Annotated in this window: 14 protein-coding genes and 1 pseudogene; 1 reads left to right on the forward strand and 14 read right to left on the reverse strand. The window is 50.8% G+C overall.

The genetic code is table 11. From position 1 onward, the window contains the following. Positions 1-32 precede the first annotated feature (32 nt). From rplA to mgtA, 3 genes are all read right to left on the reverse strand, one after another. Positions 33-722, reverse strand: coding sequence for a 50S ribosomal protein L1 (rplA, locus tag LHUE1_RS01930; RefSeq protein ID WP_049171273.1), 690 nt, complete (start codon positions 720-722; stop codon positions 33-35). 98 nt (positions 723-820) lie between these two features. Beyond that, complete coding sequence (gene rplK / locus LHUE1_RS01935) at positions 821-1,246, reverse strand: 50S ribosomal protein L11 (RefSeq protein WP_005688081.1); 426 nt, start codon at positions 1,244-1,246, stop codon at positions 821-823. A gap of 150 nt (positions 1,247-1,396) precedes the next feature. Next, positions 1,397-4,027 (reverse strand): magnesium-translocating P-type ATPase, encoded by a 2,631-nt coding sequence (gene mgtA / locus LHUE1_RS01940; protein WP_049171270.1) that lies wholly within the window; start codon positions 4,025-4,027, stop codon positions 1,397-1,399. Positions 4,028-4,450: 423 nt separating this feature from the next. On the opposite strand from mgtA, the gene LHUE1_RS01945 reads away from it, so the two are divergent. Beyond that, a complete protein-coding gene (locus tag LHUE1_RS01945; protein WP_049171268.1) occupies positions 4,451-5,926 on the forward strand; it encodes an amidase in 1,476 nt (491 codons plus the stop codon). Positions 5,927-6,011: 85 nt separating this feature from the next. Here the strand turns inward: LHUE1_RS01945 and LHUE1_RS01950 are convergent, their stop codons facing one another. The 11 genes and pseudogenes from LHUE1_RS01950 to menA all read right to left on the reverse strand — a co-directional run bounded on the left by LHUE1_RS01950 (position 6,012) and on the right by menA (position 14,350). After that, entirely contained in the window at positions 6,012-6,548 is a 537-nt protein-coding gene (locus tag LHUE1_RS01950; protein ID WP_049171265.1) for a cob(I)yrinic acid a,c-diamide adenosyltransferase, read from the reverse strand. Beyond that, positions 6,499-7,114, reverse strand: a pseudogene (locus LHUE1_RS01955) (ECF transporter S component). The gene LHUE1_RS01950 and the pseudogene LHUE1_RS01955 overlap by 50 nt, the downstream one beginning before the upstream one ends. Next, on the reverse strand, positions 7,111-7,500 hold the full coding sequence (locus LHUE1_RS01960; protein WP_152902762.1) for a DUF4430 domain-containing protein: 390 nt from the start codon (positions 7,498-7,500) through the stop codon (positions 7,111-7,113). The pseudogene LHUE1_RS01955 and the gene LHUE1_RS01960 overlap by 4 nt, the downstream one beginning before the upstream one ends. Before the next feature lie 26 nt (positions 7,501-7,526). Next, positions 7,527-9,773 (reverse strand): ribonucleoside-triphosphate reductase, adenosylcobalamin-dependent, encoded by a 2,247-nt coding sequence (nrdJ, locus tag LHUE1_RS01965; RefSeq protein ID WP_049171257.1) that lies wholly within the window; start codon positions 9,771-9,773, stop codon positions 7,527-7,529. A 194-nt stretch (positions 9,774-9,967) separates the two neighbouring features. Further along, on the reverse strand, positions 9,968-10,411 hold the full coding sequence (locus tag LHUE1_RS01970; protein WP_049171255.1) for a nucleoside 2-deoxyribosyltransferase: 444 nt from the start codon (positions 10,409-10,411) through the stop codon (positions 9,968-9,970). Between the two features lie 66 nt (positions 10,412-10,477). Beyond that, complete coding sequence (locus LHUE1_RS01975; RefSeq protein ID WP_049171252.1) at positions 10,478-11,323, reverse strand: alpha/beta fold hydrolase; 846 nt, start codon at positions 11,321-11,323, stop codon at positions 10,478-10,480. A gap of 9 nt (positions 11,324-11,332) precedes the next feature. Beyond that, positions 11,333-11,887 (reverse strand): transcription termination/antitermination protein NusG, encoded by a 555-nt coding sequence (gene nusG, locus LHUE1_RS01980; protein WP_025013288.1) that lies wholly within the window; start codon positions 11,885-11,887, stop codon positions 11,333-11,335. A gap of 102 nt (positions 11,888-11,989) precedes the next feature. After that, the gene (gene secE / locus LHUE1_RS01985; RefSeq protein WP_010492112.1) at positions 11,990-12,160 is read right to left on the reverse strand and encodes a preprotein translocase subunit SecE; all 171 of its coding nucleotides are present in this window, start codon (positions 12,158-12,160) and stop codon (positions 11,990-11,992) included. A 19-nt stretch (positions 12,161-12,179) separates the two neighbouring features. Then, positions 12,180-12,329: a 50S ribosomal protein L33 gene (gene rpmG / locus LHUE1_RS01990; protein WP_075760979.1), complete on the reverse strand. Its 150-nt coding sequence runs from the start codon at positions 12,327-12,329 to the stop codon at positions 12,180-12,182. Positions 12,330-12,455: 126 nt separating this feature from the next. After that, entirely contained in the window at positions 12,456-13,415 is a 960-nt protein-coding gene (locus LHUE1_RS01995) for a UbiA family prenyltransferase (protein WP_049171249.1), read from the reverse strand. Next, positions 13,412-14,350, reverse strand: a complete 939-nt coding sequence (menA, locus tag LHUE1_RS02000) for a 1,4-dihydroxy-2-naphthoate polyprenyltransferase (RefSeq protein WP_049171247.1) — start codon at positions 14,348-14,350, stop codon at positions 13,412-13,414. The genes LHUE1_RS01995 and menA overlap by 4 nt, the downstream gene beginning before the upstream one ends. Positions 14,351-14,357: the final 7 nt, after the last annotated feature.

Below are 14,357 nucleotides of genomic sequence, written 5' to 3' on the forward strand. Positions count from 1 at the left end.
CAGTTTCAGCGAGTCTCAAAATAATCATTATTTTAGAAGTCAGTCGGGTTAACCTTGATACCAGGCGCCATGGTGGACGTCAGGGTCAGGCTCTTGATGTAGATACCCTTCGTACTTGCTGGGCGTGCCTTCAAAACGATGTCGTTCATGGCTTTGAAGTTTTCAAGCAGCTTGTCAGCATCGAAGCTCTTCTTGCCGATTGGGGCATGGATAATACCAGCCTTGTCAACACGATAAGCAACCTGGCCGGCTTTGATATCATTGACAGCTTTGGCAGTGTCCATGGTAACGGTGCCGGTCTTCGGGTTAGGCATCAAGCCTTTCGGGCCAAGGACACGGCCTAAACGACCAACCTGAGCCATCATCGGTGGTGTTGCAACCGCAACATCAAAGTCCAACCAGCCGTCTTGAATCTTTTGTACCAAATCTTCGGCACCAACAACGTCAGCACCGGCGTCTTCGGCAGCCTTGGCTTGGTCGCCTTGGGCAAAAACAATGACCTTCGACGTCTTACCGGTTCCGTTTGGCAGCACAACTGCGCCACGGATCTGTTGGTCAGCCTGCTTTGGGTCAACGTTTAAACGATAGGCAACTTCAACGGTTTCGTCGAACTTGGCATAGTCGATTTTCTTCAGCAGATTAACCGCTTCTTCAGGGGTGTACTGCTTGTTTGAATCAACCGCTTTAGCAGCCTCTAAATACTTTTTACCTTTTTTAGCCATTCTGGGTTTTCCTCCTTGCAAATGTGGTCACTGGGAGATCAGTTTTCTCCCTTCCACCTGATTACCTCAGTTTTCACTGAGAATCCGAACAGTGCGTCTTAGTCTTCGACTTCGAAGCCCATCGAACGAGCCGTTCCTTCAACCATGCGCATAGCCGCTTCAACATCGGCAGCGTTAAGGTCTTGCATCTTTGTTTCGGCGATTTCCTTGACCTGAGCCTTGGTTACTTTAGCAACCTTCTTGGTATTCGGTTCGCCGGAACCATGTTCAACACCAGCAGCTTTCTTCAAAAGAATTGCAGCCGGCGGGGTCTTGGTTACGAAATCAAATGAACGATCTTCATAAACCGTGATGACAACCGGGATAATCATGCCGGCTTGATCAGCCGTACGTGCATTGAAATCCTTGGTGAACCCCATAATATTGATACCGGCTTGCCCAAGTGCAGGGCCAACCGGAGGAGCTGGGGTTGCTTTCCCAGCAGGAATTTGGAGTTTGACAATGTTTGCTACTTTTTTAGCCACGAGACATACCTCCTTAAGTCCGTGATGTGGTTATGATGGCCAGAAGTTTTGGCCTCCCACGCGTATGCTGAAAACATACTTAAGTAGCGTAGCACGCCGTCTCACAAAAGGCAAGTAAGATTCAGGTTGTGAAACACCCCGAATGGCTTTTTACAGCCACGGCCAGCCGTGTTTTAAATACATCCGCTTAACACATTCAACAACGATTAGGTAAGTCAATACGATGAGCGCCGCCCCCGGCCAATAACTAAGTGGCAACACCGCAAAGTCAAAGGCGCGATGCAGCGGCGACAGGATAAGGAACAAACCCACCAACAAGGCCAGCATGGTCGACAGGATGACAATGGCCGATGCCGGAGACCGCCAAAATGGTGTCACCCGCGTCCGCAAAACGTGCACGACTAGTGATTGGGTGAACAGGCCGACAACAAACCAACCTGCCTGAAAAACATGCTGTGCCGGCAAACTGGCCGCATGGGCGCCAATTCCGAGCCCAAACCATAAGAATAGGAACGTTGTGATATCAAAAAGCGAACTTAACGGCCCAAATGTCAACGTATATCGCAACAAACCCTTAGCGCGCCATGGCGTCGGCTCGGCTAACGTTGCGTCATCCACATTGTCCCAGGGAATCGTCATTTGCGACGTATCGTAAATCAAATTTTGCACCAGCAGCTGAATCGCCAGCATTGGTAGGAACGGTAGAAAGATACTGGCAACCAAAACCGAAAAGGCATTCCCAAAATTCGAGGCGATTGTCATTTTAATGTACTTCATGGCGTTGGCATAGACCCGTCGTCCTTCAAGAATGCCATCTTCAAGCACCAACAGACTCTTTTCCAGTAAAATAATGCCGCTTGCGTCTTTGGTGATATCCGCAGCCGTATCCACACTGATGCTGACGTCGGCTTCGCGCAGTGCGGCGGTGTCATTGATGCCATCGCCCATGTACCCTACTGTGTGTCCGGCTGCCCGCATGGTTTTAATAATCCGCGCTTTTTGCAGCGGGCTCAGCTTCACAAACAGATCCGTCGACTCGACAGCCTGCTGTAATGCCTTATCGTCCATGGCTTCGACATCATTTCCCGTGACAACCAGCTGATTGGCAATGCCTACTTCTTCGGCAACATGTTGCGTAATAATGGCGTTATCACCGGTCAAAACTTTCACCCGGACGCCGTGGTTCCGCAATAAGCCAACCGCCTCTTTGGCATCCGGTTTGGCCGGATCCAAAAAGCCCAGAAAACCGGCGATCACCATATGCTGTTCGTCAGCGGTCGTATAAATTTCCTGTTGATGGACGTCTTGCCGATAAGCCACCACAATCATCCGCATCCCCTGACCGCTCATGGCCGCGTTTGTATGTTGAAGTTGCTTGAGCCGCTCCGGGGTAATCGGCAACACCTCACCATGCAGTTCCACCCGATCACACACCGCCAGCATTTCCTCAAACGCCCCTTTGGTGATCATCCACTGGTGGTCCTCGTTAGCGACAACCACCGTGAGTCGCCGGCGCTCAAAGTCAAACGGAATTTCATCGATTTTGGTTAATCCCGCGGGCAAATCCGCCAAAATCGCCTCGTGCTCATGCGCGTAATTCACCACTGCCGTATCCATCAGGTTGTGCCAGCCGGTTTGATAATTGGCATTCATATACGCCATTCGCAGCACCGCCGGATCAGTGGCACCGGTCGCGTCGACGTACCGCATCACGACCACGCGATCTTCGGTAATTGTCCCGGTTTTGTCGGTGAAAAGGGTATCGATGGCCCCGAGATTTTGGATCGCATGCAGTCGTTTCACAATAACTTTTCGTTTCGACATGGCGAGCGCGCCTTTTGCCAGATTGCTATTGACGATCATCGGCAACATTTCCGGCGTCAGCCCCACCGCGACCGCAATCGCAAAAAAGAATGCCTGGGACCAGTCCTGTTTGGTGATGCCGTTAATCACGAACACCACCGGCACCAACACCAGCATCATACTGATCAAAACCCGGCTGATGGCCCGCATCCCTTGTTCAAAACTCGTCGGCGCGGGTTTATGGCCGATTTGATTCGCCATATCGCCAAAATAAGTGGCATCCCCGGTTTTCAAAATCACCGCGGTACCAGAACCGGAAATCACGTCTGTTCCCATGAAAACCAGATTCAGCGCATCAAAAAGGCTTTGATCCGCTTCTAAAGTGGTTTTGCCGGCCGTTTTCTCCACTGGCATCGCTTCACCGGTAAAAGACGATTGATTGACGAACAAATCATGCGTCGCAATCAAATAAGCATCAGCCGGAATCATATCTCCCGTCGCCAGTTGGACAATATCGCCCGGCACGACTTCATCCATCGGCCGCTCCTGCGTTTGTCCGTCACGCGTCACCGCTGTCGTATTGGCAATCAAGGCAGCCAGCGCGTGGCTTTCTTTTTGCGACCGATACTCCTGCCAAAAGTGAATCGAAACAGAGAGCGTGATCATCAGCCCCATCATTCGGGCACCGTCATAATCCGCTGTCATAATGGAAACGATGCATAATAAAAGCAGCACCCAGACAAACGGTTCATTAAATGCTGCAAATAAAATCAAATACCACGGCCGCGGATGTTGGGTCACGACGGTGTTGGATCCCGTTTCTTCCAGACGATCGGCGGCTTCGGCAGGCTTCAACCCTGCTTCACGGGTTCTCAGTGTCGCCAGAACCTCCTGTGGCTGCTGCTGGCTATACTGCATCAACGCCGCCGTTTTTTCCTGGGTGGATGCGTTGTGCCTTGTTATAGTTTTTTTGAACATCATCTCTTGTTATATAAAATGTGGAAGCATGCCGCTTTGGCATCAATAAACTTTTATATAGTTCCTTTCTGATTGAGTGGCTGTCTTCATTAAGCCTCGTGATGACGCAAGGCCGGCCAGCGGACAGATGGTTTCCAGAAAACATTTGTCAGCTAGTCATGAATACATTTCGCTATTTTCACGATGATAACCACATGAGCACCTTCCACTTAATTATTGCGTTCATGTCTTCGTGGGTGCTTCGTCACTATTATCTTGTTCCATAAGCCGCTTCTTCTCACCCCTTTTTGTATGCCTGGCAAAAAAATCACGAATCATTGCAGGCAATTAGCTTTACTCAAAGAATAACTTGACAGTAAGATGGTTGTCAAAGATAACTAAAGTAGCACTGTTGTCAGGAAGACCCTTTTGGAGGAAAAATTAATGATTTCTTCAGCATTAGCCCAAGCTGCCGCGATTCGTGCGGGCGCCATTACCAGCGCTGACTTAATCGATGCGGCGGCCGATAAAATTGCCAAGCTCAATCCCAAACTGAATGCCATCACCTGGACAAGGTTTGCGGCCGCCAAACACGATGCCGCGCAACTGAAAGACAACGGCCAACCATTCTTGGGTGTGCCGCTGGTCTTGAAAGGTTTGGGGCAAAACTTCGCCGGCGCACCGGCCACAGCCGGCAGTCGGCTATTCAAAGATGCCAAAGCTACCAGCACCAACAACTTTGTCAAAGCATTACAGGCACTGGGTTTTGTGATCATCGGCCAAAGTAATGTCCCGGAGTTCGGCTTCAAAAATATCACTGATGCCACGCTTTACGGTCCGGCACGCAATCCGTGGAATCTGGACTATTCGCCAGGTGGCTCTTCCGGCGGGGCGGCGGCGTTGGTCGCGGCTGGCATCAGTCTGCTTGCTGCCGGATCTGACGGCGGCGGTTCGATTCGGATTCCTGCTTCTTTTTCCGGCTTAATCGGCTTAAAACCTACCCGTGGGCGCTTGCCGACCGGGCCGGGCGAGTGGCGTGGGTGGCAAGGTGCTTCCATTAATTTCGCTTTGACCCGCACGATAGCCGATACCGAAGCCTTGCTGCGCGGACTGGCAACGACCCAGTTAGCTGCACCGTTTAACGCGCCACCGTTGCACCTCGAAAACGTCAATGACCCGCGACCGTTAAAAATCGCCTACACCACGCAATCGCCTGTCGGTACACCGGTTAGCGCCACGGCGGTCAAGGCAGTCGCGTTAGCCGTGGATGCCTTGCGCGCGGCTGGCCACACTGTTGTTGAAGCGCAGCCGGATGTGGATGGCACAGCCTTGATGAAGGCTTATTATTTGATGAACGGCGGCGAAACCGCGGCCATGTTCCAAGCCTATACCGAGCAATCCGGCCGCGCGGTCACTGCGGAAGACGTCGAACCCGTTACGTGGGCCATCTATCAAGCCGGATTGCACACAACGGCCGCTGATTACAGCCGTTCGCTGGGCGTCTGGGATCAGGCAGCCGAAGCTTACAGTCATTTCCACGACAGCTATGATCTGCTGTTAACGCCAACGACAGCCAAAACGGCGCCGCGCATTGATGCCGAGTTACAATCACCTGCCATCGTCGATAAAATGAAACACGCAGCCGAGCTTGCGCCGGATGAGCAAAAGCAGCTCGTCTGGGATTTGTTCGAGCCCAGCCTCGCATACTCGCCGTTCACGCAACAGGCCAACTTAACCGGCGCCCCGGCGATTAGCCTCCCCACTGCGATATCACCGGACGGCCTACCGCTGGGCATTCAGTTTGTGGCTGCTAAGGGTCGCGAAGATCAGTTACTGCGGCTTGGCTATTGGTTCGAGCAGCACAATCTGCTGCAAATGTATCCATTAAGCGAGTCGGAAGACATTTCACCCGCAGAATAAACCATTCTCAATGACAATTTGCATGCAAACGAAAAGCCTTAGTCCAGCGAAAACCGGACTAAGGCCTTTTCTATTGTCTGTGCAATTACTTACTTTTCACTTCAGGAACGCCTGCCTTGAAATTGACGTAACGTGCCAATGCAAAAAGGTAATCAGATAGCCGATTGCTGTATTGCAAAACCACCGCAGTGACCGTCTTATCTCCCTCAGCCAGCAGATCCAGCGAGCGCTCCGCTCGGCGTGCCACGGCGCGGCCATATTGCAACGCCGCTGCCAGCGGATGACCACCGGGTAACACAAAAGCGGTGATGCGCGGCACCTGTGCCATCATGTCATCAATCGCATCTTCCAGTGCCTTGACATGCGCTTCGGTAATCGTTTGATGCCGCGGTACCGCAACGTCGGCCAGCAACTCATAAAGCTCCCGCTGCCGGTCTTCCAACGCTTGCGCAAGCCAATCAAACCCCGGTGTCGCCGTTGCTTGCGACGCGACATAGCCAAGCCATGAATCAAGCTCGTCCAAATCGCCCAGCGCGATAATCTGCGGATCATATTTCGGCACTTTCTTACCATTAATCTGTTTCGTGGCACCGTGATCGCCGACTTTTGTGTAAAGTTTCAAACCGAATCCTCTTTTCCGTAAGCGCGTTATCCGCGATTGAACCGTTTCAGTCCTTGCTGCAACACCACCAGAACGATTGGGTAAAAAACAAGATTCCCGATCGCGTGATAAGTGTCAAACAACAAACCACTGATATAATACGCCCAAAAGCCGAGTCCATTCAAACTGCCAATGACCGCCATCCCCAGACTGACAACAACCCCATAAAGATAGCCCAGCAACCCGGCCAAGCCGATTTGGAGCCAGAGCTGGCGCCGGACGACCGGCAACATCAGCACAATCGCCTGCAACACGAGCATGCAAATCATATAAGCCACGATTTGCGGCAACGTCCACAAGCCGAACCCTAAGACAAGGTTGGAGACCACCAGCGTACTGACAGTTAAGCCGAGTCCCCAACGCAGTCCGAGTAACAACGTCACGACCATCAAAATATCTGTCACCGGCTGAACGTTGGGAATCGGCACTTTAACGATCCGCAAAACCGTGCACAATGCCGTCAATAGACCAAGCAAAGCCACCGCCCGAACAGGCGATGGCTTTTTGGCTGACGTTGGCAGCTTCATTTGGTAACACTCAGGTCAAAAACAACTTTATCGTGGTTCTTGACCGGTTGCGTTGTGGCACCTTTTTTCGCCATCTTGCCGTTGATGGTGTATAGCCAGTAAGTCTTCTTGGCAACATTTTGCTTCTTGCCGGCAATCTCAGTGATAAACCCTTTCGAAGCCTTGACCGACCAACCTTTTTTCAGACCGGTCATCACCACTGACTTTTTCGGTTGGGTAATTTTTTTCTTGGCAAACGCCTTGCCATTTTGCTTCAGCTGATAAGTGACCACAATCTGATTCGGCTTGCTGCTGGATTTGGCAGCGCTGTTCGAACTGTTGCTGCAACCAGCCAGCACAAACATTGCTGCAAAAAAGACAACCAGTGAACGTAAAGCTTTCTTCAACATAACCTTCAATTTCCTCCGCATTTTTACTTAATCGGGCAAGCGCCGCCAACACAATCCGTCTGGTCAACTAATTCCAGATCTTTTTGATCATGATTGGCATTTTGAGCGGCAAAAACAGCTGCGACTGATCCGTGAATCTTGGCGCACTTTTGCGTATAGGTGTCAGCATCAATCGGCTCTTTTGGCGCCTGTTTGAAGCCTGAGCCAACGTACGGCAACATGGATGTTGACTTGATCACGTGCCGATACTGTGACAACAAGCCGGCAATCTGATCGGCTTCTTCCGGCTGGAAGGTGACCGTGCAGCTAACCGCATTATCCGACCAGTATGTCTGCAAGAATGCCTGGGTCGCAATCTGTTCGGCAATCGAAACCGTTCCGGCTGAAGCAAATGCCGGATCGTCGGCATGCGCCGCGCGAATCGGGAACTCGACAACCATCGTGTTCTTGGTGTAAACATCCGGTTCAATATGATAACCACATGCTTTCAAAGCCGGCAGCAACGGGTCGTTGGCCTGGAACCGAATGCGCTGAATCAGGTAGCCGGCATAATGGAAATGCATGCCTTCTGAAACGCCTGCCAATTTAGCAACGGTTCCCGATGGCTTAACCGTGGTGTGTTTGCGGGAAGGCTCACAGCCCAATGCATCGGAATAAGCCTGATCCGCATCAACAACCGCGTGATATAAGCCATCCACCGCTTGCTTGATTTCCGGATTATAAATCGGCTTCTCAAGCATTTTACCGGTGTGCGGATCCACAACCGGTTCAAATCCGGACACAACGCGATGACCGAAATCATCCAGGAACCAATCCTGAATTCCGGACATCGAAATGCCGATACGGCGATTCTTCCTAATAATATCACGGGAAACCTGCCAGTCATAATTGCTGAAGGTTACTCGCTTGGCATAACGCGTTGCCAACGCAAAGGCCTGCTTCAATTTCCAACCTTGTTGCACCGCAACGACCGGAAAGAGTTCAAACAAGTTGCATGGTTCACCATTGGCCAACGAAATCTCGCCACATGGGTTGGTGCCTTCCACATCCGGATCGTTAGCTGCATTTTCACCATCGACAATCCGGCCGAAGCGGCGTGATAAATCGAGGTTCACAACGCCCGGTTCACCGTTTTTGGCAATGGCTGTCGCAATCGGTGCATAAGCGTCAAACTGCGTATCAATCGCGACACTGTTGTTAGATGCCCAGCGGTGATGATAAAGCTTTTTTTGATCCTGCTTCATCGTGATGAACGCGTCATCATCGGCCGAGCCTAACGACATTTCCGCGGAACGTCGCACATTGCCGGCCACCACTGTCTTGCCGATCAAGTTGCCGATATCCGTAGCGTCAACCGCGGTCAATCGCTGGCCAACCCGCGCATTAAGCACCTTGTTGATATCCAGCAACATCTCGACTAATGGCATCGGACCGGAAGCCGTGCCGCCAAAGCCATGAATCCGGGCGCCTTTTGGCCGAATCCGACTGATATCCAGCACCAACTTGGTCTGACCACCGGGATTAGTCGTCGCAAAATGATGATCAATCACCTTGGCGTTGGCTAAAACCCAGCCTTCACGGGTATCCGGCAAAACGTAGCGGTCATTGTGCTCGGCCGCATGCGCCTGTTCCCAGGCTTCCCGATCAACCGCGCCCATTTTCAGTGATTCCGCATAGCTGGCACTGTTGCGATCAATCACAATCGTCAGGTCAACGGCGTTTGCGACTGGCGGCAACTTGGCAATGTTGTCTTTGGTCACGGAAAAACCGACGCCGCCGCCTTTCATCAATTCGTCAAACATAAAGGAATACGGCATCGAGACAGCAGGCTGGTCAGCCGAAAAATCCGTCGGCACGATATGCGACTCACCATAGGGTTGCGGGCGAATGGCGATAAACCAACAATTATTCAAGGCATCGCCATTGCGCTTTTGATAATCGGTTCCGGAAATCCACAGGTTACGGCCAGATGGCGTGCCGGCCAACCCGTAAATAAGCTTGAAAAGATTCCGTGCCTCTTTTTGCAGTTCATCCACGACTTCTGAATCAGGATTGGCTGTATGTAACCGCGGATCAAGGTTAATATTCCCCTCAACCACTCGCTTGACGGTTTCATCCCAATTCTCGGTCCGTTGTTGATCCGGCAACCACCGGGCATAGGTCCGCTTATACGTGACCCATCCCAGTTCACCCCAGTGTGGCTTAATTTCTTTCTTGACCTCGGCAACAAAATCAGGTGCCAAGGTGATCGGTTTCATCATAACTTGCATAGCTGTACCTCCCGTATACAAGATATGGTATAGCCAAACGAACCTAATATCAAGATATAGATTAATCAATAACAAATTGTTAATGCTGGCAACCACCTGCCCAACGCGGGATGCACGGCTTTTTAAAAATAATGACGAAATTAAAAAATCGCCAGCGCAAGAAAACGCTGGCGACATCTGATCTATCCGTGGATTTAAAAGACCGGTCCGACATACGGCCGCACTAACACATGGTCCAAATCAAGACTTTTAAGCTCGACCAAATCATTCACAAAGCAGGTAATCGACCCTGCCAACATCAGATTCATTTTCATCTCGCCAAGCTGAAGCGCCACGATTGGCATGTGGTGCGCATAGGCGTACCCAATCTCAAACGCCGTTCCCGGATCGGGGTTCTCACCGACATAATCCAGAATGGCGACTAAGACCGTCGAGCGGTGCAGACCCTGAATGTCTTCACCAAACACCTGCCGCTGCCACCCTGGTGAGTTCGGCGTCAATCCCGCTTTGTTCGTGTCATCGCGCGGTGAAAAAATCGCGGTGACCGATTCATTTGCATGCAAAGCTGCTAAAACTTGATCAAGCCGCTCAATCTGAGCAGGATCAAAAAACGGTGCAGCCAAATATACTTCTGCCATATTCGTTTACTCCTTGAGCGGCTTCTGTCCGCAAACCTTCAACTATCTACTTCAATTCAGCAGCACCTAAAAATCGCGTTGACGTTGCCATAAATATTCGGCGATATCATGATCCACCAACCGATTCTCGTGCAGTAAACTATGGGCTGCCCGTGGTCCGCGAATCACAACTTCGGTATAATCTTTGATCCGATCCTTAACCAAATACCGCACGGCAAAGCTGCTGCTAATGGCCACTTCACCATCGTGGCGCCCGCCCAACATCAAATCCCCGGCAATATTTAGCCAACGAAGATCAGCCGGGAGATTGGCAATCGAACGTTGAAAATACTGATAGATCGGCGCTGTGTGCTCCGGTCCTTGACGGGTCAACGGCCAATTAAGAATCGGCGAACGCCGCGCAACCTCCACATCATTCATCGGTGCGGCAATCGTCACCAGATTCGCCACCGGAACAGCAGGTTGGCTCAATAAATACAGTGCCGCCGTTACGCCACCCATCGAATGCGCGACCAAATTAACTCGGGTAAACGCCTGCTGCGCCTGCAAAGCGGCGATCACATGCTTCAACCCGCGCAACTGGGCAGCGGGCCGCACCGTTTTGTCCGTATACAACACCTGAACGGCAGCGTGATGGTTTAGATTCAACTGCCCGCGCAAATGAACGCTGCTATCCGGGGCGACAATGGCCACGACATCTTTGCTTAAGCCATAACGCCGCTGCATACGCCACAACATATGGCCAAACGAATAGCGCGTCCCCAGATGCCCGGGAATAAACAACGTCGGCGTCGGATCCATCACAAGCGGTACCGGCGCATAGCCAGTCCGCGCCAATAGAAAATAGTCGGTCATCACGCCCACAACGACAATCACGCCCAGCGTCACAAGAATCCAGAACCAGCCGCTCATAGGCGTTACCTACAGCTTGTCGACTTGATCAAAGTCCAGTTCGGCGGTTACTTCACGGTCAAACATTTCCGTAACAACTTTCAACTTCATCTTATCTTTATCAACCGCCGTCACCTTACCATGCATGCCGGTAAAGGCACCATCGATAATCGTCACTGGCTCGCCCACATCAAACTCAACGTTCTGATGGCGCGTGCTCATGCCCATCGAGTGCAGCACACTGGCAACTTCTTCCGGCAGCAATGGTGCTGGTTTTGAACCGGCCCCATGCGAACCGACAAACCCCGTAACTCCCGGCGTATTCCGAACCACAAACCAAGACTGGTCAGTCATCACCATTTCAACCAACACATAGCCAGGAAAAGTCTTTTTCATCTCAACTTTATCCTTACCATTCTTTTGTTCATGTTCCTCTTCTTCAGGAACGACCACCCGAAAAATATAATCATCCATATTCATACTGGTCGTCCGCTGTTCAAGGTTCGTCTTCACCTTATTCTCATAACCGGAATAAGTGTGCAACACGTACCAATGCTTCTCTGCCGATGTTACTGTTTCAGCCATAATGCGTCTCCTTTTTGTGTTTTGAGTCAAAATAAAAAACCGTCATCGAAGGCGGTTTTGCGCTGTTCATAGTATAGCAAAGATGAAGCGGTTTGTCAGGCTTTAATACAAGAACGCCTGAAAGATCATGTTAATGACCCAATCAACCGCCGCAAAATAAATGGCAAAGATAATGGAAGTCATGATGACGGTAAACGTATCACGCCGTGTCTGTTTCGCGGTCGGCCACGTAACAGCCTTCATTTCCGCAAAAACACTTTTGATAAATTTCATCAGTCTGCTCCTTCCACTATTACTTGGTTTCTTGGTGAACCGTTACCCGGCCACAATGTTTACAAAATTTTCTTAAAGTTAACCGTTCCGTTCGCTTCGGGTTTTCGGGAACAAAATAATTCCGTTGCCCACAAACCGAACAAGCTAAAGCAACTTTCTTTACTGACATCTTGTTCCCTCCAGTCACGTCCAATATGATACCAAGGTTGTCCATGAATAGCAAGCGTCAGCAAACAAAGACGGTGTCATCTTTAGTGCCATTAATATGTCGTTATTATAAGCATCTGAGGTCATTTTAAAAAAGGATTCCCAACCACAACGTCACCAACAGCGCCCCACCAAAGCTCAAGAGCGAACGAATGGTGAAAATAAAAGTTTTGTCTTTACTAGGCGAAGCGGTATAGGTCCGTGTGTTGTGGAGCACCAGTGGCCATGTCGCCAGTACCAGCAAACTCCAAATCGGCAGGATGCCCGTAACGATGCCGAGTAATAAGGTGACAAAGGTGGTAAATGGAATTAGCCGGTACCAACTCAAGGCACGCTTTTTCCCGAGGTAATAGGGCAATGTGTAGCGTTCATTTTTCACATCTTGTTCCAGATCGGCGATGTTGTCGGCAAACATGACTGCCGCGTTGAGGATGACAATCGGGAGAACGGCGATGAATAACTGCAACAACCACCCGAGATTCAGTGAAAACGCAAATGTGCGGCGGCCCAAGACGAGATCCAAAGGTTGCGGTGCCTGCATGTTGATTAGCACGGCAATCGTGAATGTGCCGAAGCCTTCGACGATTCCGGCCAGCAATTCGCCAAGTGGGAGCCGGGATAAGGGAATCGGACCAAATGTATATAAAATGGCGATGCCAACACCAACGGCACCGATGACCAGAAGGCTGAGATTCGTGCGCATCACAAGAAGCAGGCCAAGAACGACACTCACTAATAGCATCAGAATCGTCAACGCCAACATCCCCCAAGGTGAAAGATGCTCGCGGCCGATGATATTTTGTTGTTGCTGATAACTATGGTCTGTGGCTTTGAAGTAGTCTTGCACGTTGTTGAAGCCAGTGACAAACAAAGCAATGGCGAGCTGGGCCAAGCCGTAAAGCAGGCTGTTGACCCAGGAAAATTGTTGAAAAGCCCACGCGGCGTAACTAATGCCTAGCGCATACGGGAGCATGCTCGCCGCTTTTGCCGGTAAGCGAATAAATTCAAGGAACAGCGGCCAAGTTAGGTGTTTGTAAGGTTGCGTCATAACAAGACCCCCATTCCCAAGCCGAGGGTTAATAAACCATTTTCCAAAACCAGGTTCACGACGGCGGTGTGGAACGTTCGCGGCTTGCTTGGGTCGCGAATAAAACGATGGACGTTGCGAATGACGAGCGGCCACGCCAACTCAATCAGCAATGCCCAGCTCGGCAAGGCGCCAAACACAACTGCTAACAAGACCGCGAGGAAACCAACATAGGCTAACAAGGCGTAAACCCGCGGTGCCCACCAGTGACCTAAGTACATGGGCAACGTATGCCGATGATTCCGCTCATCTTCCTTCAAGTCAGCCATGTTGTTGGCCAACATAACGTTAGCAATGGTGGCCATTGGCGTGATACAGGTCAAGCCTAAAGCGATAATGGCAATAAAATCGCCGTGCAAGACGATGGTCGGCCATCCCCAATCCAAAGCAATCAATTTTCCGGGGACAATATTAATATAAGTGGCAATCACCGGAATGCCCAAGCCCATCACGACACCGGAAAAAATTTCTCCCAGTGGCAACCGCGACAATGGCAACGGTCCCCAAGTATATAAGATACCGATTGCAAAACAAGCCATCCCCATCAACAACACAAGCCAGTCAGTCCGCACAACCAAAATAATCCCAAGCAACGAGGCACCTGCCAGCATCCCGATAATGATTCGGCTGACTAACTTCGGATTTAACTTTTCCCGCCCGATCACATTAACAGCTTGCTGATAGTGTTCATCTTTGGCTTTGCGATAATCCATCAAGTTGTTCAGCGCGGTGGTCATCATGTCAAAAAGCAACATCGCCACCAGGAATAACCCCGTGTTCACAGCATTAAAGCCGTGAAAGTAACTCACTGCAAATAACGTACCAATCGCAAACGGCAAAATACTTGCCAGCTTCGTGCGAATTTCCACCAATTCCAAGAAAATCGGCAGCGTCATCGACTTC

Origin of the sequence: Lacticaseibacillus huelsenbergensis, from assembly GCF_029726355.1 — a bacterium.
GTDB lineage: Bacteria > Bacillota > Bacilli > Lactobacillales > Lactobacillaceae > Lacticaseibacillus > Lacticaseibacillus casei.